Source organism: Butyrivibrio sp. M55 (assembly GCF_900116865.1).
Classification (GTDB): domain Bacteria; phylum Bacillota; class Clostridia; order Lachnospirales; family Lachnospiraceae; genus Butyrivibrio.
Genome location: NZ_FPCD01000005.1, coordinates 125,590 through 146,262 on the forward strand (window position 1 = coordinate 125,590; position 20,673 = coordinate 146,262).

The window sequence follows — 20,673 nt, forward strand, 5'->3', positions numbered from 1 at the left end:
AAGAAAAAAGCGTATCAATCCGATACGCTTCTTAACCGTAATGTGAGTGACAAGATTCGAACTCGCGACCTTCTGGTCCGTAGCCAGACGCTCTATCCAGCTGAGCTACACTCACATAGTGTCGCCTGCGGCAACAAATTATATTATATGTACCGCAGGCGTCTTTGTCAATAATATTTTTTTCAACTTCCGTAAGGCGAATAGCTGTTTTTCTCTGCCGCTTCTGCGGCTTTGGTCTGAGCTACGAGTTTCTCCATATCGGGTCTTGCAAATTCGAAGCATGCAAGGAGCTTTGGAGAGAACACACCGCATTCGCCGTTCTTGATCATCTCATAGGCTTTATCCACAGGATATGCGGATTTGTATACACGATCACTTACGAGGGCGTCGTATACGTCGGCAATGGCTGTAAGCTGAGCCCCTATGGAGTTCTCTTCGCCCTTGAGTCCGTCGGGATATCCTCTTCCATCGTATCTTTCGTGGTGGTGTCTGCAGATATCGAGGCAGGCTTCGTAATATTCTTTATCCTGAATATCTTTGAGCTTCTCGATTATCTCGCACCCTCTTGTCGTGTGAGACTTCATTACTTCAAACTCTTCCGAAGTAAGTCTTCCGGGTTTAAGAAGGATTGAATCGGGAACCGAGATCTTACCTACATCATGCATGGCGGAAGCCTGTGTTATGACTTCAATCATGTGAGGTGTAAGACCGAGCTCCGGATAATTGTTCATCGCCGTAAGAGCAAGTATTCGCACAAACCCTTTGATTCTCTTAAGGTGATAGCCCGATTCCATATTTCTGAACTCAATTATCGTTGCTATTGTATCTATGACTTTTTCGTTACTGTAACGAAGTTTTTCTTCCTGTTTCTTAAGGTAGATGAACTGCTTTTTCAAGACTCTCGTCTGATCGTCCACCTTAGTCTCAAGATTGTTCTTATGATCGTATAATTCAATTGCTTTCGAAACACGCCTGTCTACGATGACAGGATCGAAAGGCTTGTGAATCACGTCCGCCGCGCCTTTCTCATAGCTGGTTCTTTCTGCCTCGGTAGACGTATCCGCAGTGATCATGAGCACGGGAATTTTCTCGTTTAAGTTGTCCTGGCTTACCATCGATTCCAGAACAGCATAACCGTCCATTCCCGGCATGATAACATCAAGCAATATGGCAGCAAGCTTTGAGCGCTCCTGATTGATAAGTCTCACAGCTTCACTTCCGTCACTCGCCTCTATGATGTTGTACTTATCTTTAAAAATCTCTGCAAGGATACCTCTGTTAATGTCATTATCATCAACAAGCATAATTGAACGATCAGCCATCAAAAGCCTCCATGAGTTTTAAGTCATTTATCGCTCTACAATTGCAGCGCAGCCCATTCCACCGCCAACACAAAGAGTTGCAAGTCCCTTATGAACATCTCTTCTCTGCATCTCATACAGAAGTGAAACAAGAATTCTGTTTCCCGAGCATCCAACGGGATGTCCGAGTGCAATTGCTCCACCGTTTACATTAAGTACATCTTTGCTGAATCCGAGGTCATGCTGAACAGCCACTGACTGTGCGGCAAAAGCCTCATTTGCTTCGATAAGATCAAAATCACCGATTGAATATCCGGCTTTTTTCATAACTTTCTGAGTAGCTGCTACAGGTCCGATTCCCATGATGCTGGGTTCTACACCTGCAAGCTCTCCGGCAATCCATGTTCCGAGAGGCTTAACACCAAGCTCTTTTGCCTTCTCTTCACTCATAACGATAATTGCAGAAGCTGCATCGTTGATTCCTGAAGAATTTGCTGCTGTAACCACACCGTCTTTCTTGAATGCGGGCTTAAGATGTGCGATACCCTCTGCTGTAACGCCCTTTCTTGGACCTTCGTCTGTGTCAAAAATGATTGTCTCTTTCTTTTTCTTTATCTCTACAGGAACGATCTCTTCCTTGAATTTACCGTCTGCGATTGCCTTCTCAGCTTTGTTCTGAGACCATGCTGCGAACTCATCAAGCTGCTCTCTTGTAAGATGCCACTGCTCTGCGATATTCTCAGCAGTGATACCCATATGATATCCGCCAAAAGCATCTGTGAGTGCGTCTTTGATCATCGCATCCTGAAGTTCTCCGGATCCCATACGATATCCGTATCTTCCCTGCTGCATAAGGTAAGGAGCCATTGACATGTTCTCCATTCCGCCTGCTACGATGATATCAGCATCGCCCATTCCGATAAGCTTAGCTGCAAGGTTAACGCAGTGAAGACCCGATCCGCACAATACGTTGATTGTTGTAGCGGGAACCTCAACAGGAATACCTGCATTTAATGCTGCCTGTCTTGCGGGATTCTGTCCAAGTCCTGCCTGGATAACACATCCCATATATACTTCATCAACCTGTTCAGGTTTAACTCCTGCACGGTTAAGTGCCTCTTTGATAACAATAGTTCCAAGTGCCGGAGCAGGTGTTGTGCTAAGTGCTCCCCCCATTGTTCCGATTGCTGTTCTGCATGCTCCTGCAAGTACTACTTTTCTCATGTGTCTACCTCCAAAAATATACACTGTATCAATTATTATTTTATCACTTTAATGATAAGCGCTCAACGTATTAATGTTTACACTATTTCTCATTAAAGTCCATGTTCCTCTAACAACTTCTCGTCTCCGAGAACATCTTCCGTTCTTCCGTCGGCAACTATTGTTCCCTCATCCAAAAGAATCGTTCTCTCACAGGTATTTCTCACAAAATCAAGGTCGTGCGAAGCTATGATCTTAAGCCCGCCGATACCCGTGAGCACCTTGATAAGATTTTTTCTGTTCCTCGGATCCAAGGCTATCGAAGGTTCATCCATAATTATTATATCCGGTTTCATCGAAAGAATCGTGGCTATCGCCGAAAGTTTTTTCTCACCGCCCGATAATTTGTACGTCTTGTTGTTTCTAAGCCGCTCTATTCCTACAAGTCTAAGAGCCTCTGTAACCCTTTCTTCAACTTCTTTCTCAGAAAGCCCATAGTTACGAGGGCCGAACGCCACATCGTCTTCGACCGTTGATAAAAAGAGCTGACTATCCGAATCCTGAAAGACATAGCCGATGTGCTCTCTTATGTGGTCGAGATTTTTTTTGCACATCTTATGTCCCGCAACGGTTATGTCACCCGTGTAGTTCATATACAGCCCGACCATGAGCTTCATTAGCGTCGATTTGCCGATTCCGTTCGCACCGACAAGCGCGATACTCTCACCGTAGTTTGCCTTAAAAGAAATGTCTTTTAAAACCACATTGTCTTTTTCATATGAAAAGCATAAGCCCTCTATATTCAGAAGTTCACCGTTTACTCCGGTTTTCATATCGCACCTCACTCAAACCATTTTTACCCATCATATTCACAAGGCTTATGCGCCAAACACATGAAACCTTATGAGCAAAAGAACTGTCGCCCAGACAATCGGATATATCACATCAAGTTTTTTTACCCCCTTTTTTTTAGGGATAAAATCGCCCCTAAATCCGCGAAGAAGCATACTCTCATATACGATCTGCGCCTTGTCCATGCTGCGAAGAAGCCACTGGCCAACCAGAGTGCCCCAGGATCTGTATTCGATACCTTTTTGCCCCGGCGCCCTTAATCTGTACGCAGTGTATATCCTGTCCGCTTCGCCCGCCATAACATCAATATATCTGTATATCAGCATTATAACAATAACGATTATCTTAGGCACCTTGATGCTCCGAAGCGCGTAACAGATATCATCTATGGACGTCGTCGCAACAAGAGCATAGACCGCAAACACCGTGTAAAGTCCTTTGATGACAAGCGTGACCATTGATACTATCCCGCCGCGCACCGCAAAGCCCGCGACCGGCACGCTGCTTTTGTCAAAAAAAGGATTGAACACTCCCACAAACATTACAAGCGGCAAGATCAGTCTCATTCTGTAGATTCCCTCTTTTACCGAGAGTTCGCCGATGATAAAGGTAAAGATAACGTACACCGACATAAGGATAAGAGTGACTACATCGTACTTTCCAACCGACGTCACCAAAAAAATGTACATAATGCTAATAAGCAGCTTTCCCAAAGGATGAAGGTCATTCATCCAATGAGAACGCTGCTGAAGGTCTTGTAATCTATTTAATTCCCGAATTTTTCTCTCAATACTATCCATTAAGCTGTCTGAGTCTCAGTCTTTCTCCTAAAGAATCTGAAAACATAGCAACAAGCTGCTGAAAGTCCCGCAACAATAAGCGCTCCGACAATTCCCGAGAAGCTTGTTCCCGCTGCCGCTTCGCTGTCGGGGAATGCATAATCGGGCAAAAGAGATGTTGTCTCCTGAATTGCTTCCGCTGTCTCGTAAGCCTGTCCCTGAGCTTCAAGCTCTGTTGTTCCGGCAACCTGCTCCATGGACCACTCAAGTCCGTCAGGGAATGCAGATGCAAAGAGTGAAACAACGCCGCCGCAAAGTGCTGCTGCAACTGCTACTGTGATGATTGTTTTCTTAAATGAAAGCTTAGCATCCTTTTTCTCTGTGCTCTCGCCGATACCCCAGAGAAGTTCAGGTCTTGCTTCATGTATAAATATAAGAACCGCTGATGTGATAAGTCCCTCAACGAATCCTATTGCAAGGTGGATCGGCTGCATTGTTGCAACGAAGGTTGAAAAAGGGAGTTCTGTGATTCCCGATATCAATGTCTCTATAGTAACCGAGAACGCTCCAAGCTGCAACGTCAGAACGCATCCAAGTATCGATGCAAGTGCAATTTTTATTTTCGTAGCGCCTTTCTTCATGATGGGACGCCATATCAAAAGAGATCCGATAAAGCACCCGTAGAACGCCATATTCCAGATATTACATCCAAGCGCCATCAGTCCGCCGTCTGCAAATAACAGACACTGAACAAGAAGCACTCCTATCATTGTAAGAAATCCCGCGAATGGTCCGAGCATCGCAGAAAGCATCATGCCTCCGCAAAGATGTCCCGATGAACCCGTACCGGGGATTGTGAAATTGAGCATCTGTGTAGCAAATACGAAAGCTCCCATAACTCCCATTACAGGAATCTTCGACTCGTCACTTTCCTCTCTTACTTTCTTTACAGAAACTCCTGCTGCTCCTGTAGATAATACATACATTGTTCCGGCAACTGCCGGAGCAACCAATGCGTCCGCCATATGCATAGCCATATCCTCCAACACTGTTATTTTTTTAACACCATAAATGAGTATACGGCAGAACAAAAAAGCTCCACAAGCCCCCTAGGGGGTTAAGTAATCACTTAGCGAGGTTTTATCGAGCTTAGTGTACTACTTAGTTCTGGCTCACGCAAAGCGTGAGAGCAGAACTTCATTAAAAAAGGCGCCTATGATTTCTCATAGGCACCTCACTAAGTGATTACTTTTTACTTAGCTGCAAGAGCTTCCTTAATCTTCTTTGTAAGAACAGGAAGGATCTTGTTAAGATCTCCTACTACACCGTAATCAGCTACATCAAAGATAGGAGCATTCTCATCTTTGTTGATAGCGATGATGATGTCAGACTCTTCCATACCTGCAACGTGCTGGATAGCACCTGAAATACCGATTGCAAAGTAAAGAGCGGGACGAACAGTCTTACCTGTCTGTCCAACCTGAAGATCCTTGGGCTTCCAGCCCGAATCTACAACGGCACGTGAGCATGATACTGTTCCGTTAAGAACCTCTGCAAGGTCATCAAGAAGCTTGAAGTTCTCTGCAGAACCAACTCCACGACCACCTGATACGAGGATCTTAGCAGCCTGGATATCAGCTACGCTTGTTGCTTCCTTTACAATCTTAACGATCTCTGTATAGCAGTTGTTCTCTTCGAATCCGGGATTGAATTCAACAACCTCTGCCTTAGCACCCTTGATAGGATCGATCTTCTGCATAACGCCCGGACGTACTGTAGCCATCTGAGGGCGGAAGTCAGGACATGCGATTGTAGCGATTGTGTTTCCACCGAATGCAGGACGAGTCATAAGAAGCTGTTTGTGCTTCTGCTCCTGATTCGGAACAGGATTGATCGGGAAATCACCGATCTCAAGACTTGTACAGTCAGCTGTAAGTCCTGTATGTACTCTTGATGATACTCTGGGACCAAGATCTCTACCGATTGCTGTAGCACCAACAAGGAGGATCTCAGGCTTGAACTCATCGATAACAGATGCAAGAGCGTGTGTGTAAGGCTCTGTTCTGTAATCCTTAAGAGCAGGATCATCAACAACGATAACTCTGTCAGCACCGTACTGTGCAAGCTCGTCAACAAGACCCTTTACTCCACTTCCAAGTAATACTGCAGTAACTTTCTTCTCATCAAGATCTTCTGCAAGATTCTTTGCTTTGCCCAGAAGCTCAAGTGCAATGCTTGAAATTTCATTGTCAACCTGCTGAGCAAAGATAAATACACCTTTATATTCTTCTAAAGACATGACGCTTCTCCTTTTCCTATGTTAATTAAACGATATGCTTCTCTACAAGCTTACCCATCAGATATTCAACTGCTTCATCAGCAGAGTCAAGAACAACCTTCTCTCCCTGACCCTTCTTAACCTTGTCAGAAGCCTTTGCGATCTGTGTAGGTGATCCCTTAAGTCCAAGGTTAGAATCATCAACGTCCTTAAGATCTGCTCTGCCCCATACTGTAACTTCCTTTTCGAAAGCATCGAAGATTCCGCCGGGAGTCATGTATCTGGGCTCGTTGAGCTCTGAAAGAGCAGTAACAAGGCAAGGCATCTTAGCCTTTACGATGTGATATCTGTCTTCAAACTGTCTCTTAACTTCTACAGTCTTAGCCTTCTCATCAACTTTGATCTCTTCTGCGTAAGAGATAACAGGAAGGTTAAGGTGCTCAGAAATCTGAGGTCCAACCTGAGCTGTATCTCCATCGATAGCCTGACGGCCTGTGATGATGAGATCATAATCAAGGTTTCTGATAGCACCTGCGATTGTTGAAGATGTTGCCCATGTGTCAGCACCACCGAGTACTCTGTCTGTTACAAGGATTCCCTTGTCAGCACCCATTGCAAATGCTTCTCTAAGTACAGCTTCAGCCTTGGGAAGTCCCATTGTAAGAACTGTAACCTCTGCGCCGTACTGATCTTTTAATCTAAGTGCTGCTTCAAGTCCTGCCTTGTCATCAGGGTTCATGATTGCAAGCATAGCACCTCTATCCAATGTTCCATCGGGTTTGAATTTAACGCCGCCCTTTGTATCGGGAACCTGCTTAACGCAAACTACAATTTTCATTATTTTTTCTCCTTTATAGTCTTATGTTCATAAGGAAGTTCTGCTCTCGCACTAACGAAAGCAGAAGTTACGCCTCGTTCTACTCGGCGTAACACGTTCGAACCAGACTCGAAATAACCTCGTCAGGTTCTCACAGCCGCCTGGTGATTACTTAAGTAAATCGCCTGAGATAACCATTCTCTGAACTTCTGATGTTCCTTCGTAGATCTCAGTGATCTTAGCATCACGCATCATGCGCTCAACTTCGTACTCTCTGATATATCCGTAACCACCGTGAAGCTGTACAGCCTTTGTTGTAACATCCATAGCAACTTCAGCAGCATAAAGCTTAGCCTTAGCAGCTTCTACGCCGTAGTAAGACTTATTCTTCTTTGCATCAGCTGCCTGATATACAAGAAGTCTTGCAGCTTCGCACTGTGTAGCCATGTTAGCAAGCTGGAACTGTGTGTTCTGGAAAGCGCCGATTGATCTGCCGAACTGCTTTCTCTCCTTAACGTACTCAACTGTTCTGTCAAGTGCGCCTTCAGCAATACCAAGAGCCTGAGCAGCGATACCGATACGTCCGCCGTCAAGAGTGTGCATTGCGATAGGGAATCCTTTTCCGCGAGCACCAAGAAGGTTCTCTGCAGGAATATGGCAATCCTGGAAGATAAGCTCGTATGTAGAAGAACCACGGATACCCATCTTGTTCTCCTTTGTTCCGAATGTGAATCCGGGAGTTCCCTTCTCAACGATGAATGCTGAGAACTTCTTCTGCTTTCTTCCCTTCTTATCTTCTACGATATCTGTGTAAGCGATGATGATGTAAACATCAGCAACCTCACCGTTTGTGATAAAGCACTTAGAACCGTTAAGGATCCACTCTTTACCATCTTCTGAAAGAACAGCCTTAGTCTGAACACCCTGAGCGTCTGTTCCTGCCATGGGCTCTGTAAGACCGAAAGCACCAAGCTTCTCACCCTTTGCAAGGGGAACGAGGTACTTCTGCTTCTGCTCTTCTGTACCATATGTCATGATAGGGTCACAGCAAAGTGATGTGTGAGCTGATACGATAACTGCTGTAGTACCGCATACTTTAGCAAGCTCCTCTACACACATAGCGTATGTAAGGGGATCACATCCCTGTCCGCCGTACTCCTTGGGAATCGGAATACCCATGAAACCGAATTTCTGCATTTTCTTTACAGTCTCGATAGGGAATTCCTCTGTCTCATCAACGTCTATTGCATGTGGCTTAACTTCTTTTTCTGCGAATTCTTTGAAAAGAGCTCTCGCCATTTCATGTTGCTGATCAAGCTGAAAATCCATTTTTGTTTCCTCCAAATTTTTATATAAATATTTATAAGTGATTTCTCAAATTACTTATCGATGGGTGTTTTGTTTCCGTCTGCGTAGTTGTAGAAGCCGATTCCTGTCTTAACACCGAGCTGCTTACCACGAACCATCTTACGAAGAAGAGGGCAAGCACGATACTTAGAATCGCCTGTCTCTGAGTAAAGAACATCCATGATAGCAAGAACGATATCAAGTCCGATGTAGTCACCGAGCTCAAGGGGTCCCATAGGATGGTTACATCCAAGCTTCATAGCTGTGTCGATACCCTGGATATCTGAAACACCTTCTGAATATACGAAGATACCTTCGTTGATCATAGGAACAAGAATTCTGTTAACAACGAATCCTGCTGCCTCGTTAACCTGTACAGGAGTCTTTCCGAGATCCTCAGAAATCTTCTTGATCTTGTCAACCATATCTGCAGGTGTGTTTGCACCCTGGATAACTTCAACAAGCTTCATAACAGGAGCGGGATTGAAGAAGTGCATACCGATGATAGGCTTTGCAAGTCCTGATCCGATCTCTGTGATTGAAAGTGATGATGTGTTTGATGCAAAGATGCAATCAGGATTCTTAACGATGTTATCCTGAAGCTCTTTGAAGAGGTTCTTCTTGATATCCATAACCTCAAGAGCAGCCTCAACTACAAGATCAGCATCAGCACAGATGTCATTAAGACCTGTCTGAATCTTTCCTGTGATCTTGTCAGCCTCTTCCTGAGTCTTCTTTCCCTTAGCAACCTGCTTATCAAGTCCCTTCTTGATCTTAGCAAATCCGCCTTCTGCAAACTCAGTCTTGATGTCGCAAAGATATACTTTCTCTACGCTCTCAGCCTGAGCAAATGTCTGAGCAATTCCTGAGCCCATTGTACCTGCGCCAATAACAGCTACCTTCATTTTAAAATCCTCCTTAAAATTATCATGTTCTATATAAAATGATAGTTTCTATAAGTTATTTGTTCTGGAAGTCCACAACCTTAACCTTCTTCGGATCGTCTTTCTTTCTGAGGAAGTTAGCCATTCCCTCTTTCTGATCCTCTGTCTCGAAGCAAGAACCAAAGAGCTTCTCTTCGATTACAAGTGCAGCATCGATATCTGTCTGAAATCCATCGTTGATAGCCTTCTTGCAAGCACGAACAGCGATAGGAGCATTTGCAGCGATCTGTGATGCCATCTTCTCAGCAGCTGCAAGGAGCTCTTCCTGAGGATATACGGCATTAACAAGACCGATTCTGTAAGCCTCGTCTGCTTTGATGTTACGTGCTGTGTAGATAAGCTGCTTAGCCATTCCTGCACCGATAAGACGTGCAAGTCTCTGTGTTCCGCCAAATCCGGGTGTGATTCCGAGACCAACCTCAGGCTGACCAAACATAGCGTTCTCTGAGCAGATACGAATATCGCAGCTCATTGAAATCTCGCATCCGCCGCCAAGAGCGAATCCGTTAACTGCAGCGATAACAGGAAGCGGGAACTCTTCGATCTTACGGAATACGTCGTTACCCTTCTTACCGAAAGCTTCACCCTCTGCCTTTGTAAGTGTGCTCATCTCTCCGATATCAGCGCCTGCAACAAATGACTTATCTCCGGCACCTGTAAGAACAACGGCTCTTACAACATTAACATCAATGCTGTCAAATGCTGCGCCGAGGTCATCAAGAACCTGTGAGTTAAGCGCGTTGAGCGCTTCGGGACGGTTGATTGTAATAACGGCAATTTTGTCTTTTACTTCGCAATTTACAAAACTCATCTCATTATCTCCTTTATGAATAATCTACTTTATTCGTGATATATGCATGACTCCGCTTCGCTCTCGTCATGCTACAGCCATTCGTAAATCGATATGCTCATTTTCATTCGCATATCTTTTTTACTCATGTCTGTTCGGTCATCAAATGTGTGACGACTGCTCTGTGTAAACACAGCAGTCGTCATACATTTTCTTCCCTATATCACTCATATTTCTCTACGATTGTAGCGCAACCCATTCCGCCACCGATGCAAAGAGTTGCAAGACCCTTCTTAGCATCTGCTCTTCTGCCCATCTCGTGAAGAAGAGTTACAAGGATACGGCATCCTGAAGCTCCTACGGGATGTCCAAGTGCGATAGCGCCACCGTTTACGTTAACCTTGTTCATATCGAATCCAAGGTCCTTAGCTACTGCAACAGACTGTGCTGCAAATGCCTCGTTAGCCTCGATAAGATCGATATTGTCAAGTGAAAGTCCTGTCTTCTTAAGAACTTTGTTTGTAGCTGCAACAGGTCCGATACCCATAACCTCGGGCTCAACACCTGCAAGTGCTCCGCCAACCCATGTAGCCATAGGCTTGATTCCGAGCTCTTTAGCCTTCTCTTCGCTCATAACAACGATTGCTGCTGCACCGTCGTTGATACCTGAAGCGTTACCTGCTGTTACAAGTCCGCCTTCCTTACCTGAGCAGCATCTAAGCTTTGAAAGAGACTCAGCTGTTGTGCCGGCACGAGGGCCCTCATCAACCTTGAAGTCTACCATTTCTTTTTTAACCTTAACAGGAACGGGAACGATCTCGTCGTTGAACTTGCCTTCAGCCATAGCCTTCTCGCACTTCTGCTGAGAATTTGCTGAGAATGCGTCAAGCTCTTCTCTTGTAAGGTTCCATCTGTCGCAGATATTCTCTGCTGTTATCATCATGTGATAGTGATTGAATGCATCTGTAAGAGCATCGTTTACCATTGTATCTACAACTGTTCCGTTGTTCATACGATATCCGAAACGTGCATTGGGAAGTGCGTAAGGAGCCATAGACATGTTCTCCATTCCGCCTGCTACTACTATATCAGCCTCGCCGGCCTTGATAAGGTCAGCTGCCATATTGACACAGTTAAGACCTGATCCGCAAACTACGTTAAGAGTTACAGCAGGAGTCTCGATAGGAAGTCCGGCTTTGATTGAAGCCTGTCTTGCTACGTTCTGTCCAAGACCTGCCTGGATTACGCAACCCATAAGAACTTCATCAACCTGTTCAGGCTTAACACCTGCGCGGTTAAGTGCTTCCTTGATAACTATAGAACCAAGCTCTGCTGCCGGTGTGCCGCTAAGTGCTCCACCCATCTTGCCGATAGCTGTTCTACACGCGCCCGCTAATACTACTTTCTGTGCCATAACGTATTACCTCCATTTTTTGAAAAAATTATCTGTCCGTTATTCGATTTTTCTTAATAAAACCTTTGATTGACAAATTTTTGTCAGAACAGGTTTATTGTAGCATACCCCCTTGTCAAATGCAATAAAAAGAAACTTCCCACAAACGTTTTTATTTAGCAAATTGCCAAACCGTCGCAGGAAGTTTCATTCATGATTTTTAATTCTCTTTAATATCTTTTTCAAGCATTTTAAGGACATATTCTTTTCGGTTTTTAAAAAACGAATCAAGCGCCGCAAGGTCTTTTTCATACTCATTTTCAGAGTAACCGTCCTCTTCAAACCTTCTCACCGTCTCGATGTTCTGCTCGCGGTACATTTTATCCCACTCAGCAAGCTTCTTACTCAGATGCTCATAGGACAGCTCATTATCAGTAAGTTCAACCATCCTGTTGTAAAAGAGCTCCTTAAATCCCGGTCTTTCATAGAAAAATCCCGGCATAAACATCTTTTCATCAAGTTCCCTGTAATATGAAACCGTGTCAGCTTCCACATCCTCACAAGTAATGTCGAGGTCATACGCAGCAAAGCGCCACTTGCCGTCACCGTAATCGCCGTATCCCGGCTCTTTTGACCTGAACATAAATCTGTTGTGCGCGCCGTCGATGTCGGTATCGTTAAAGAATAAGAGCATGCAATAATAATCGATCATATTATTTATATCAATCTCACTCTCAACTTGCGAATAAACCGCATCATCGCTCATATTGCCATTCATCATCACGTCATACAGCACCTTGTAATTCTCATCCGTCTGCGAATCTCCGCACTCGACAGAACTATTTTTCTCAGTCCATAACTGATCCTTCGGAATACCGTAGCGCTCGGCAAAATAGTTCTCGTCGTACTGCTCTCTGAGATTGTAAATTCCCCAGTACTCGCCGTTTATAAAGACAACTTCAGGGACAGAATCCTGGAAAGGAATTCCCGTTTCTCCTATCACAGACTGAATGAACGGCTCCTGATATATTATCCTTCCATCGCCTTTTCGAAGTCGCACTTTCTTTTCATTGTTACAGACAAAACTCTTAGCAAAGTTCTTCTGCCCATCATAAATATCTCTCGCAAACAGGTTGAGCGCTTTCTGATACACAAACCTCGTTGACTCGCCCGATATTCTGACACCTATATCCTGGGAAAAGAAATCCTTATGAGCGGAATCAAACGCAGTCATATGTGCTTTTCTCTCCCACTCTTTTCCCGAGAACTCCGAATTAGTGAAGTAACTTCTATAATATATTTCTCCATTATCATCCGTAAAACTTCCCGGAACTTCATCTTCGGGCAGCTCCGTAAAGCCGCCGAGTTCCTTGTACTCATCGTATTTCTTTCCGAGAGTATAGATTCCTCTGTCATGATCAAAAAGATCCGCAGGGTCAAAGACAAGGGACATTATCTGTTTATCCTTGTATTTTTCCTTCTTATCGAATCCGACAAAATACGTGTGCGTCACAACCTTGCTCTTCTTGCCCGTAAGCTTATTTATCGCCACGGCACTGATCACATTCGCCTTGTCAATCTTGTAGCCGGGCGGATTGTAGGTCGGGTACATTATCTCATTCGCATACACATTTTCTTTTGCGGACGCATCGGTAAGAGTAATCTCGCCCTTGTATTTCTGTGAATTCTCATCGGGAACACTTCCGTCGTCGGTGTAAAAAATATTCACCCACGGCGAAGACGAGATCTTTAATTTGGTTCCCTCGTCATAAAATCCGTCTTCTATAGAAAAAACAGGTCCTTCGATAAAAGAAGTATCAATATGGGAAGCGCCGCTGTTTGCTTCTCCCGGAGTTGCCGAAAGAGATGCGAACTTCCCTTTACCGTCTTCTTCCCTTGAATAAGTCACGTCATACGTAAGTCTCGGAAGAGTCACGGCGTCGAGCATGTTGCCGTCTTCATCACTCAGATAGATTGTTTCTCCGTCTTTGCTTATGCCAAAGCCGTTCTCCGCATCTTTGGAGATGCTTGCCACAAAAAATCCGTTTACAGGAATCGCCTCTTCTATTCTAAATTTCTTCAGGTCTTTTCTACTATCGGAAATATATAATCCCGAAACTTCCGAATCAGACATGTTGTAGAGTTCCACATAATCTGTGTACTCTCCGGCATCATTTCTGTATGCGCTGAAATTGTCCGCACAGACTTCGTTTATGACAACTGTTCTGCTGTCTTTTACAAGCCCGCAACAAAAAAGGGTTGCTGCGCTGACAGCCAGCAACCCTGTAAATACTATGGTATATTTAGTTTTGCCAAAAAAGAATTCTCGTATCATACTTCAGGCTCTATCAATCCGTATGTATTTCCCTTTCTCTTATAAACCACATTAACCATGTCTGTTTCTGCATTAACAAATACAAAGAAGTTGTGTCCCAAAAGTTCCATCTGAACACATGCGTCTTCTGCATACATAGGCTTGGGATCGAATTTCTTGATCCTCTCGATGCGGATAGTCTCCTCATCCATGTAATCAGCCTCAAGATATTCTTTCTTGAAGTTGCTGACTTCAGCCTGCTGCTTATCAACGATCTTACTTCTGTATTTCTTAAGTTGTCTCTCAATAACCTCCTCTACCAAGTCAACCGATACATACATGTCATTGCTGACCTGCTCTGCACGGATAATTTTGCCCTTAACGGGAATGGTAACCTCGATCTTATGTCTATCCTTATCAACGCTGAGGGTAACATTGGCATCTGTATCAGAGGTGAAATACTTCTCGAGTTTTCCGATTTTCTCTTCTACCGCTGCCTTAAGTCCGGGTGTTACATCAATGTTCTTGCCTACAATAGTAAATTTCATGCAATCATCCCCTTTGCTTCGACCCGTGTAATGTTTCATCAATATTAAGATTTGACGTTCACTGCACCTTGGCCGTTATTTATATATGTACAGTATACCATTTCGAGCCCGATAAGTACATTTTATAAGCGAAAATTGACCCACTTCTTTTGAAATTTTCGCTTTTTTTGTGAATGATGCACAAAATTATTTCATGATTTTTAACGTGGATAAATCAATTAATCCTTCATATTTTCGTGGATAATGTGGATAACTTCGTGTATAAGTCCATTTTTTAGACAATTTTTCTCACATCCTGTGGATAACTTATGAATTTTTTGTTCGCAAAAAATAATCTTTTTGTTATTGACTTTTGTTATTATGTGCACTTTATTGAAAACATTATGGATCTCAGCAAGTGCTCTGCACAAAAAAGTAAGGAGCTGTATAAACAACTCCTTACTAGTCTAATTCAATATTCAATTACAAGATTCTTCTTACTGCGAGTACCTTACGGTAATCAGCGTTAGAAATCTTAATACCTGTCTTAGCTGTTGAAGCATGTACAATCTGTCCGTTTCCAATATAGATAGCAACGTGACCAGAGTAACATACGATATCACCGGGCTGTGCATTTGCAAGTCCATCGACTGCAGCTCCCTGAGTTCTATCTGCAGATGAACTGTGAGGAAGACTTACACCGAAGTTCTGATATACACTCATTACGAAACCTGAGCAGTCAGCACCGTTTGTCAAACTTGTTCCGCCGTAAACATAAGGGTTACCAACGAACTGTTTAGCGAACTCTGCAACCGCAGATCCGATTGAGCTTGTCTCTGTTGTGTAAGAAGCAGCTGACTTATAGTCTTTACCTACAGACTTATCAGATGTATTCTTACTAGCAGCTTTCTTATTGGCATCAGTCTTAGCTTTTTCTTCTGCGAGACGTTTCTTCTCAGCGTCATTAGATTCAGCCACTTTATAATCGAGCCAAGGTTTAACGTATTCAGCACAAATGTATACGTCACCTTCCTCCATACTTATCTTATACCATTTCTGGCCTGAGCTGTCTTCTTCTTCACCAAGAATAATAACCTGTTCATCAGGAGCAACATAACCCATTACGTCAGCATCTGTGCCGGGTTCTTTTCTGGTCTTAAGAACACCTTCCTGTGTATTAACAGTACCCATCTGGGTAGCGACTTCTTCTGCATAATCAGCAGCTTCCTGACCTATCATACAGTACTGAGCCTTAACCCAACCTGTTACATCACCTGATTTAATTTTGTACCAGCCGTCCTTCTCTTCTAAAAGAGTACCAACGGATTTATCATATAACTTACCAATCTTCTCCGTATTTGTCTCACCCGGGTTATCACGAATATTCACATAACCCTCAGCTTTGGCAACTACGAGATTGTCTACATTCTGTTTTTCTGAATCATCCTGGGATTGTTCATCACTACCTGACTCGTCTCCGCTTGCGGATCCGGTCGCATTCAAAATATCACGCAGAAGACTTCCTGTAATATTTGAAGCATTTGGTGTCGCATCGGTAACGGCAGAACTTAATTCGATCTTATCAGCAACAGATTTGCTGATAGTTGAAGAATCCCCATGACTCCCCGACTTCCCCGATTTCTTGCTCGATCCTTTACCTGAACTACTCTCTTCTTCGTCGATACTGTTCTGAAGAGTTGAAAGTGATACTTGATTATCCCCTAGAGCGTATGTAAAACCTGCCTGAGGCAAAACGCTCGTTACTCTCCTTGAAGGTGCAGCATGTACTAAAACACTATTCATGTTGGAAATTGTTATTGCAGCTACAACACTAGCGGTCATAATCTGTTTAGCAGTTTTTTTCAAAAGAAACCTCCGGTTTGTTACATTTTTGTTACGCATATACAAATATACGCTATTTGCTTCCGTTTGTCAACTTTTGCAACACGTTCACCAAAATTTCAATATTCCCAGAGTATTACTGAAAAAAATATACAACAAACAAATTTTGACCAAATTTTTTGTATATATTTTTCACAAAAAATTCTTATTCTGGTTATTATTAGGATATAACGCATTTATTTACACTATAAGATAATCTTGTGCCGCAGTTACGGCATTTGCACCATCTGCCACCGAAGTAACAATTTGACGAAGCCTCTTCTTCCTACAGTCGCCCGCAGCAAAGATTCCGGGTACATTTGTTGCACAATCTTCTCCGGCAATCACATATCCGTTTTCGTCACATTCGACAATATCTGCAAAGATTTCTGTAGACGGATGTATACCGATTGCCACAAAAATGCCGTCAACGTTAAGATCAGAGACTTTATTTTCTTTAATATTCTTAACTCTTAAATTTGTAACTTTGCCTTCTCCCTGTATTTCCTGAACTACGCTGTCCCAGATAACTTCTACATTTGGAAGACCAAAGAGCTCATCCTGCAAGATCTTCGCGGCACGAAGCTCGTCTCTTCTGTGAATGAGATAAACCTTCTCACAGAACCTTGCAAGGAATATCGCATCTTCAACAGCCACATCTCCGCCGCCGTTAACCGCAGCGACCTTTCCCTTATAAAAAGCTCCGTCACAAGTTGCACAATATGAAACTCCCTTTCCGATATATTCCTCTTCTCCCGGAATCCCGAGCTTGGAATGATGTGCACCTGCAGCTATAAGAACCGTGCGCGTCTCATAGCTCTCATTTTCTGTATTTACTTTAAATATAGTTTTTCCTTTTTCATCAGTAGAACTTTTCTCGATTCCCGTAACTATTCCGTCTACAAACTCCGCACCTAATTTATCGGCATGCTCCCTGAATTTCATTGCGAGATCAAATCCGTTAACGCCGGGGATTCCGAGATAATTGTCAACTTCATACGTATCGATTATCTGTCCTCCGCTCACAGGATTTTTTTCTATAATAAGCATATTAAGTCCGGCTCTCTTAGCATATACGGCAGCTGAAAGGCCGGCAGGACCGGAACCTATTATTATAAGATCAAACATTTGCATTTCCTCCTAACCGATTAAAATCTTTAAAGCACATATCTAAGTCATTTATAGTAAATAAGGATTAGATTGTACGCAATCTAATCCTATCATTATTTCGACTATTTTAAAAGTAAAATTTTTATAATCAAACAAGCTCATACCTTTTTAGCGCATTCCAAATCCCGTCATCCTCAAGGTGAGTTGTGACAAAGTCTGCTATATCTGCGATCTCATCAGCACACCTTCCCATAGCAATAGCTGTTCCTGCAGTTTGCATCATTTCCATATCATTTACGCTGTCGCCAAAAGCGAAAGTATTTTTGACATCTTCCGATAAGAGCTCACAGACTTTCTCAATTCCCGTGCCTTTATTAAAGCCCTTGGGAACCATCTCTACGACATGCTCGTTGTGGATCATGTAATCATAAAGATCTTCAAGTTCAGCAAAACAGCTCTTGGTATCACATCCCGTCGTAGCGCATGACAATTTGTTCATCTGCCAGTTGCCCCAATTATCATCAATACCGCGAAGCCTGTCTCCCATATCCGCCATAACTTTTCTGCCGTACATATCACCTTCAAAGTCTTTTCTTTCCATATATAGATGTTCCGGCCCCTCAAGGATCGGTCTGAAACCATATCTTCGAACCGTTTCCACAGTTCTTATCGCATCATCTTTATCCATAAGTCTATTGTAAATAGTCTTTCCATCGTATTCGATCATGCATCCGCACGCCGAAACGATACCGTCAAAGCCTATTCCCAAAAGCTCCTGATTACTTACAAAAGATCTTGATCTTCCTGTGTTTATAAAGCACTTATGTCCGTTCTTTTTCGCCCTCCTAATTCCTTCTTTTGTGCTCTCCGGGATGTAATTCTTGTAATCCCAAAGCGTTCCGTCAATGTCAAAAAATAAAATCATTAATCTTCTCCATCCTAAATCCATCCTCCATCGAGGGTTATAATCTGGCCTGTCATATATTCGGGCGAATCCGCAAGCATAACCGCAAGCTTGGCAACTTCCGTAGCTTCGCCCATTCTTCCGGCAGGTATCTCATCCTCAAGCGCGCTGAGATCTTCCTCCGTCAAATGTTCCCTGTTCATTGCAGTATCGATAACTCCACATGCAATTGCATTGACCTGAATGTTACTTGGTGCAAGCTCTTTTGCCAGTGCTTTAGTAAAAGCATTGACCCCACCCTTAGATGCCGAATACGCAACTTCACAGGAGGCTCCGACGGATCCCCACACAGAAGTTATGTTTATTATCTTACCACAATGTTTCCTCAACATGACAGTAGCAGCTGATTTACATGTGAAAAAAACTGAATCAAGATTAGTGCTCATTACCTTTCGCCAATCAGCGACACTCATATCGGTAAGAAGTCCGATATGCGCTATGCCGGCGTTGTTTATGACAATATCTATGTCTTTTATTTTCCTTGCAAAAAGATCCGACACCGAATCATAATCAGCGGCATCGCAAGTGAAACTGCTGCATTTTATACCGTACTCGTTTCGAAGATACTCGGCAAAACCGGCCAACTGCTTTTCGCTCTGCTTACAGGTTAAAAAAAGTTCATCTCCCATTGCAGCGAAAGCTTCCGCAATAGCCTTTCCTATTCCTCTTGATGCTCCGGTTATAAGGACTTTTCTGTTCACTTCGCGCCTCCTTTGTATTAAAACAAAATGCGCTGCCCTCAATAAAAGAGCAGCGCACATATTCTGTCTTGTAATAAACGATTAGCCTTCCAGATCACATACAGCTATTAGCAGCAATGTGAAAGTGCATCGATAACAGTTTCTTCAACAAAAGGCTTTGCAACGAATTCTGCTGCTCCGAGCTTAACCGCTTCCATCATCTTATGCTTCTGTCCTGCAGCTGTGATCATAACAACCTTTGCATTGGGATCAGCTTCTCTGATAAGCTTGAGTGAATCAATACCATCAAGTACAGGCATAGTGATATCCATGGTAACGATGTCGGGCTTAAGTTTCATGTACTCATCAAAACCTTCCTGGCCGTTAACAGCTTCACCTACAATTGAATAGCCGGCTCTCTCCAATATATCTCTCAAAACTTTTCTTGAAGTTCTGGAATCATCTACTATTAAAACGTTCTTCATTTTCTATATTCCTCCAACCTATTACATGGTCGTTATTTTTGTGTCTTTTGATACTGCAATGAGATATTTAACCTCACCACCGCAGATGTAAACAGGCATTACCATGATCTCATCACAGCTAGCTTCTGTTTCTGAAACAGAGAATGCAGGTGGCTCAAGTTCAATGAACTTTGATTCCTTACTCTGTTCTGTTACATATAAACCGTTGATACAATTTATAAGTTCGCAAACCGCGTCAAGCGCGTCTTCTCTTGTTTCAATAAATTCTTCCTTAGTGTACGCTTTAGCCATCCTCTGCACGTCTTCAAACTTGCCTGAAATGCCTACAAACGCATTCTGATCTCCATGGAATTTCTGATAGCCAAGGACTTCATCCTTGATATTTTTTGTCGTATATGCCTTTCCGACAAATACATGACTATCCACGAGTCTGTACATATTCTTGATACCCATGGAAAACATCCCTCTGTATATCGGGTCTTCAGTCTCAAGGAAAAGAGGCACGATCTTTTCAACATCACCGGACTTAAGTGTTGCCATATCCGACTCTGTGAAACCGTGGAGTTTCTGATATTCTTCCTCCACCTCTGCCAACTTACTCATGGAAATAGCTCCCATATCCGTAAGTGCCTGAATAAATGCGAGATACGGATTTCCCTGCAACTCCACAAGACGGCTTACCTGGGTCTCTGTCAAGTACCCACGCTCGATGGCAATATCACCAAAACGCTTATCCATAGATGCCTGCATGGCATTTACCTGTTCAGCCTGTGCTATAGTCATAAGCTTCTCTGCAACAGCTATAACACCAAGCTTAGCGCAATTGGATTCTTGTATCTGATATGCCTTCTCAAGCTGACTCTTGTCGAGCAAGCCTTTCTCAACCAAATATACACCAATTAGACGATCGAACATTGCTGTAGCTCCTATACATAAAAATTTGTTTATAACTTACAGTACCATTTTAGACCATTATCCGTATATAAACAAGACTATTTATTTCGCTAC

19 protein-coding genes and 1 tRNA gene are annotated in these 20,673 nt (G+C 43.3%); all 20 read right to left on the reverse strand.

The window, feature by feature from the left end; genetic code table 11:
• Nucleotides 1-41 precede the first annotated feature (41 nt).
• Nucleotides 42-115, reverse strand: a tRNA-Arg gene (locus tag BM398_RS07960).
• A gap of 67 nt (nt 116-182) precedes the next feature.
• On the reverse strand, nt 183-1,322 hold the full coding sequence (locus tag BM398_RS07965) for an HD domain-containing phosphohydrolase (RefSeq protein WP_092337199.1): 1,140 nt from the start codon (nt 1,320-1,322) through the stop codon (nt 183-185).
• Between the two features lie 27 nt (nt 1,323-1,349).
• Nucleotides 1,350-2,525: an acetyl-CoA C-acetyltransferase gene (locus tag BM398_RS07970; RefSeq protein WP_026656774.1), complete on the reverse strand. Its 1,176-nt coding sequence runs from the start codon at nt 2,523-2,525 to the stop codon at nt 1,350-1,352.
• Nucleotides 2,526-2,617: 92 nt separating this feature from the next.
• Nucleotides 2,618-3,337, reverse strand: a complete 720-nt coding sequence (locus BM398_RS07975; RefSeq protein WP_092337200.1) for an energy-coupling factor ABC transporter ATP-binding protein — start codon at nt 3,335-3,337, stop codon at nt 2,618-2,620.
• Between the two features lie 45 nt (nt 3,338-3,382).
• Nucleotides 3,383-4,156: a cobalt ECF transporter T component CbiQ gene (gene cbiQ / locus BM398_RS07980; RefSeq protein ID WP_092337201.1), complete on the reverse strand. Its 774-nt coding sequence runs from the start codon at nt 4,154-4,156 to the stop codon at nt 3,383-3,385.
• A complete protein-coding gene (locus tag BM398_RS07985) occupies nt 4,156-5,166 on the reverse strand; it encodes an energy-coupling factor ABC transporter permease (protein WP_092337202.1) in 1,011 nt (336 codons plus the stop codon). Before BM398_RS07985 ends, cbiQ begins: the two co-directional genes overlap by 1 nt.
• A gap of 221 nt (nt 5,167-5,387) precedes the next feature.
• A complete protein-coding gene (locus BM398_RS07990) occupies nt 5,388-6,434 on the reverse strand; it encodes an electron transfer flavoprotein subunit alpha/FixB family protein (protein WP_092337203.1) in 1,047 nt (348 codons plus the stop codon).
• Between the two features lie 25 nt (nt 6,435-6,459).
• Nucleotides 6,460-7,251 carry an electron transfer flavoprotein subunit beta/FixA family protein gene (locus BM398_RS07995; protein WP_092337204.1) on the reverse strand — a complete coding sequence of 264 codons (792 nt, stop codon included), beginning with the start codon at nt 7,249-7,251 and terminating at the stop codon, nt 6,460-6,462.
• Between the two features lie 147 nt (nt 7,252-7,398).
• Complete coding sequence (locus tag BM398_RS08000) at nt 7,399-8,559, reverse strand: acyl-CoA dehydrogenase (protein ID WP_092337205.1); 1,161 nt, start codon at nt 8,557-8,559, stop codon at nt 7,399-7,401.
• Nucleotides 8,560-8,609: 50 nt separating this feature from the next.
• Entirely contained in the window at nt 8,610-9,482 is an 873-nt protein-coding gene (locus tag BM398_RS08005; RefSeq protein ID WP_092337206.1) for a 3-hydroxyacyl-CoA dehydrogenase family protein, read from the reverse strand.
• 55 nt (nt 9,483-9,537) lie between these two features.
• Entirely contained in the window at nt 9,538-10,332 is a 795-nt protein-coding gene (locus BM398_RS08010; RefSeq protein ID WP_092337207.1) for an enoyl-CoA hydratase-related protein, read from the reverse strand.
• 202 nt (nt 10,333-10,534) lie between these two features.
• The gene (locus BM398_RS08015; protein WP_092337208.1) at nt 10,535-11,725 is read right to left on the reverse strand and encodes an acetyl-CoA C-acetyltransferase; all 1,191 of its coding nucleotides are present in this window, start codon (nt 11,723-11,725) and stop codon (nt 10,535-10,537) included.
• Nucleotides 11,726-11,924: 199 nt separating this feature from the next.
• Nucleotides 11,925-14,039 (reverse strand): CotH kinase family protein, encoded by a 2,115-nt coding sequence (locus BM398_RS08020; RefSeq protein ID WP_092337209.1) that lies wholly within the window; start codon nt 14,037-14,039, stop codon nt 11,925-11,927.
• On the reverse strand, nt 14,036-14,566 hold the full coding sequence (gene hpf, locus BM398_RS08025) for a ribosome hibernation-promoting factor, HPF/YfiA family (protein WP_092337210.1): 531 nt from the start codon (nt 14,564-14,566) through the stop codon (nt 14,036-14,038). Before hpf ends, BM398_RS08020 begins: the two co-directional genes overlap by 4 nt.
• 462 nt (nt 14,567-15,028) lie before the next feature.
• On the reverse strand, nt 15,029-16,411 hold the full coding sequence (locus BM398_RS08030; protein WP_242949782.1) for a C40 family peptidase: 1,383 nt from the start codon (nt 16,409-16,411) through the stop codon (nt 15,029-15,031).
• 216 nt (nt 16,412-16,627) lie between these two features.
• The gene (gene trxB, locus BM398_RS08035; protein ID WP_092337212.1) at nt 16,628-17,554 is read right to left on the reverse strand and encodes a thioredoxin-disulfide reductase; all 927 of its coding nucleotides are present in this window, start codon (nt 17,552-17,554) and stop codon (nt 16,628-16,630) included.
• A gap of 130 nt (nt 17,555-17,684) precedes the next feature.
• Nucleotides 17,685-18,461, reverse strand: a complete 777-nt coding sequence (locus BM398_RS08040) for an HAD family hydrolase (RefSeq protein ID WP_175531880.1) — start codon at nt 18,459-18,461, stop codon at nt 17,685-17,687.
• A 14-nt stretch (nt 18,462-18,475) separates the two neighbouring features.
• Nucleotides 18,476-19,201 (reverse strand): elongation factor P 5-aminopentanone reductase, encoded by a 726-nt coding sequence (gene ymfI / locus BM398_RS08045; protein ID WP_175531881.1) that lies wholly within the window; start codon nt 19,199-19,201, stop codon nt 18,476-18,478.
• Nucleotides 19,202-19,308: 107 nt separating this feature from the next.
• Nucleotides 19,309-19,665 (reverse strand): response regulator, encoded by a 357-nt coding sequence (locus BM398_RS08050; protein ID WP_026656758.1) that lies wholly within the window; start codon nt 19,663-19,665, stop codon nt 19,309-19,311.
• Nucleotides 19,666-19,686: 21 nt separating this feature from the next.
• Nucleotides 19,687-20,580, reverse strand: a complete 894-nt coding sequence (locus tag BM398_RS08055) for a chemotaxis protein CheX (protein WP_092337215.1) — start codon at nt 20,578-20,580, stop codon at nt 19,687-19,689.
• Nucleotides 20,581-20,673 lie beyond the last annotated feature (93 nt).

Bases quoted from the DNA above. Each gene is read 5' to 3' on its own strand.
- BM398_RS08010 (WP_092337207.1), bottom strand. From the start codon at position 10,332: ATGAGTTTTGTAAATTGCGAAGTAAAAGACAAAATTGCCGTTATTACA.
- BM398_RS07970 (WP_026656774.1), bottom strand. From the start codon at position 2,525: ATGAGAAAAGTAGTACTTGCAGGAGCATGCAGAACAGCAATCGGAACA.
- BM398_RS08020 (WP_092337209.1), bottom strand. From the start codon at position 14,039: ATGATACGAGAATTCTTTTTTGGCAAAACTAAATATACCATAGTATTT.
- BM398_RS07965 (WP_092337199.1), bottom strand. From the start codon at position 1,322: ATGGCTGATCGTTCAATTATGCTTGTTGATGATAATGACATTAACAGA.
- BM398_RS08015 (WP_092337208.1), bottom strand. From the start codon at position 11,725: ATGGCACAGAAAGTAGTATTAGCGGGCGCGTGTAGAACAGCTATCGGC.
- BM398_RS07990 (WP_092337203.1), bottom strand. From the start codon at position 6,434: ATGTCTTTAGAAGAATATAAAGGTGTATTTATCTTTGCTCAGCAGGTT.
- BM398_RS08005 (WP_092337206.1), bottom strand. From the start codon at position 9,482: ATGAAGGTAGCTGTTATTGGCGCAGGTACAATGGGCTCAGGAATTGCT.
- BM398_RS08040 (WP_175531880.1), bottom strand. From the start codon at position 18,461: ATGATTTTATTTTTTGACATTGACGGAACGCTTTGGGATTACAAGAAT.
- trxB (WP_092337212.1), bottom strand. From the start codon at position 17,554: ATGTTTGATCTTATAATAATAGGTTCCGGTCCTGCCGGCCTTTCAGCT.
- BM398_RS08050 (WP_026656758.1), bottom strand. From the start codon at position 19,665: ATGAAGAACGTTTTAATAGTAGATGATTCCAGAACTTCAAGAAAAGTT.
- BM398_RS08055 (WP_092337215.1), bottom strand. From the start codon at position 20,580: ATGTTCGATCGTCTAATTGGTGTATATTTGGTTGAGAAAGGCTTGCTC.
- BM398_RS07995 (WP_092337204.1), bottom strand. From the start codon at position 7,251: ATGAAAATTGTAGTTTGCGTTAAGCAGGTTCCCGATACAAAGGGCGGC.
- BM398_RS07975 (WP_092337200.1), bottom strand. From the start codon at position 3,337: ATGAAAACCGGAGTAAACGGTGAACTTCTGAATATAGAGGGCTTATGC.
- cbiQ (WP_092337201.1), bottom strand. From the start codon at position 4,156: ATGGATAGTATTGAGAGAAAAATTCGGGAATTAAATAGATTACAAGAC.
- BM398_RS07985 (WP_092337202.1), bottom strand. From the start codon at position 5,166: ATGCATATGGCGGACGCATTGGTTGCTCCGGCAGTTGCCGGAACAATG.
- hpf (WP_092337210.1), bottom strand. From the start codon at position 14,566: ATGAAATTTACTATTGTAGGCAAGAACATTGATGTAACACCCGGACTT.
- BM398_RS08000 (WP_092337205.1), bottom strand. From the start codon at position 8,559: ATGGATTTTCAGCTTGATCAGCAACATGAAATGGCGAGAGCTCTTTTC.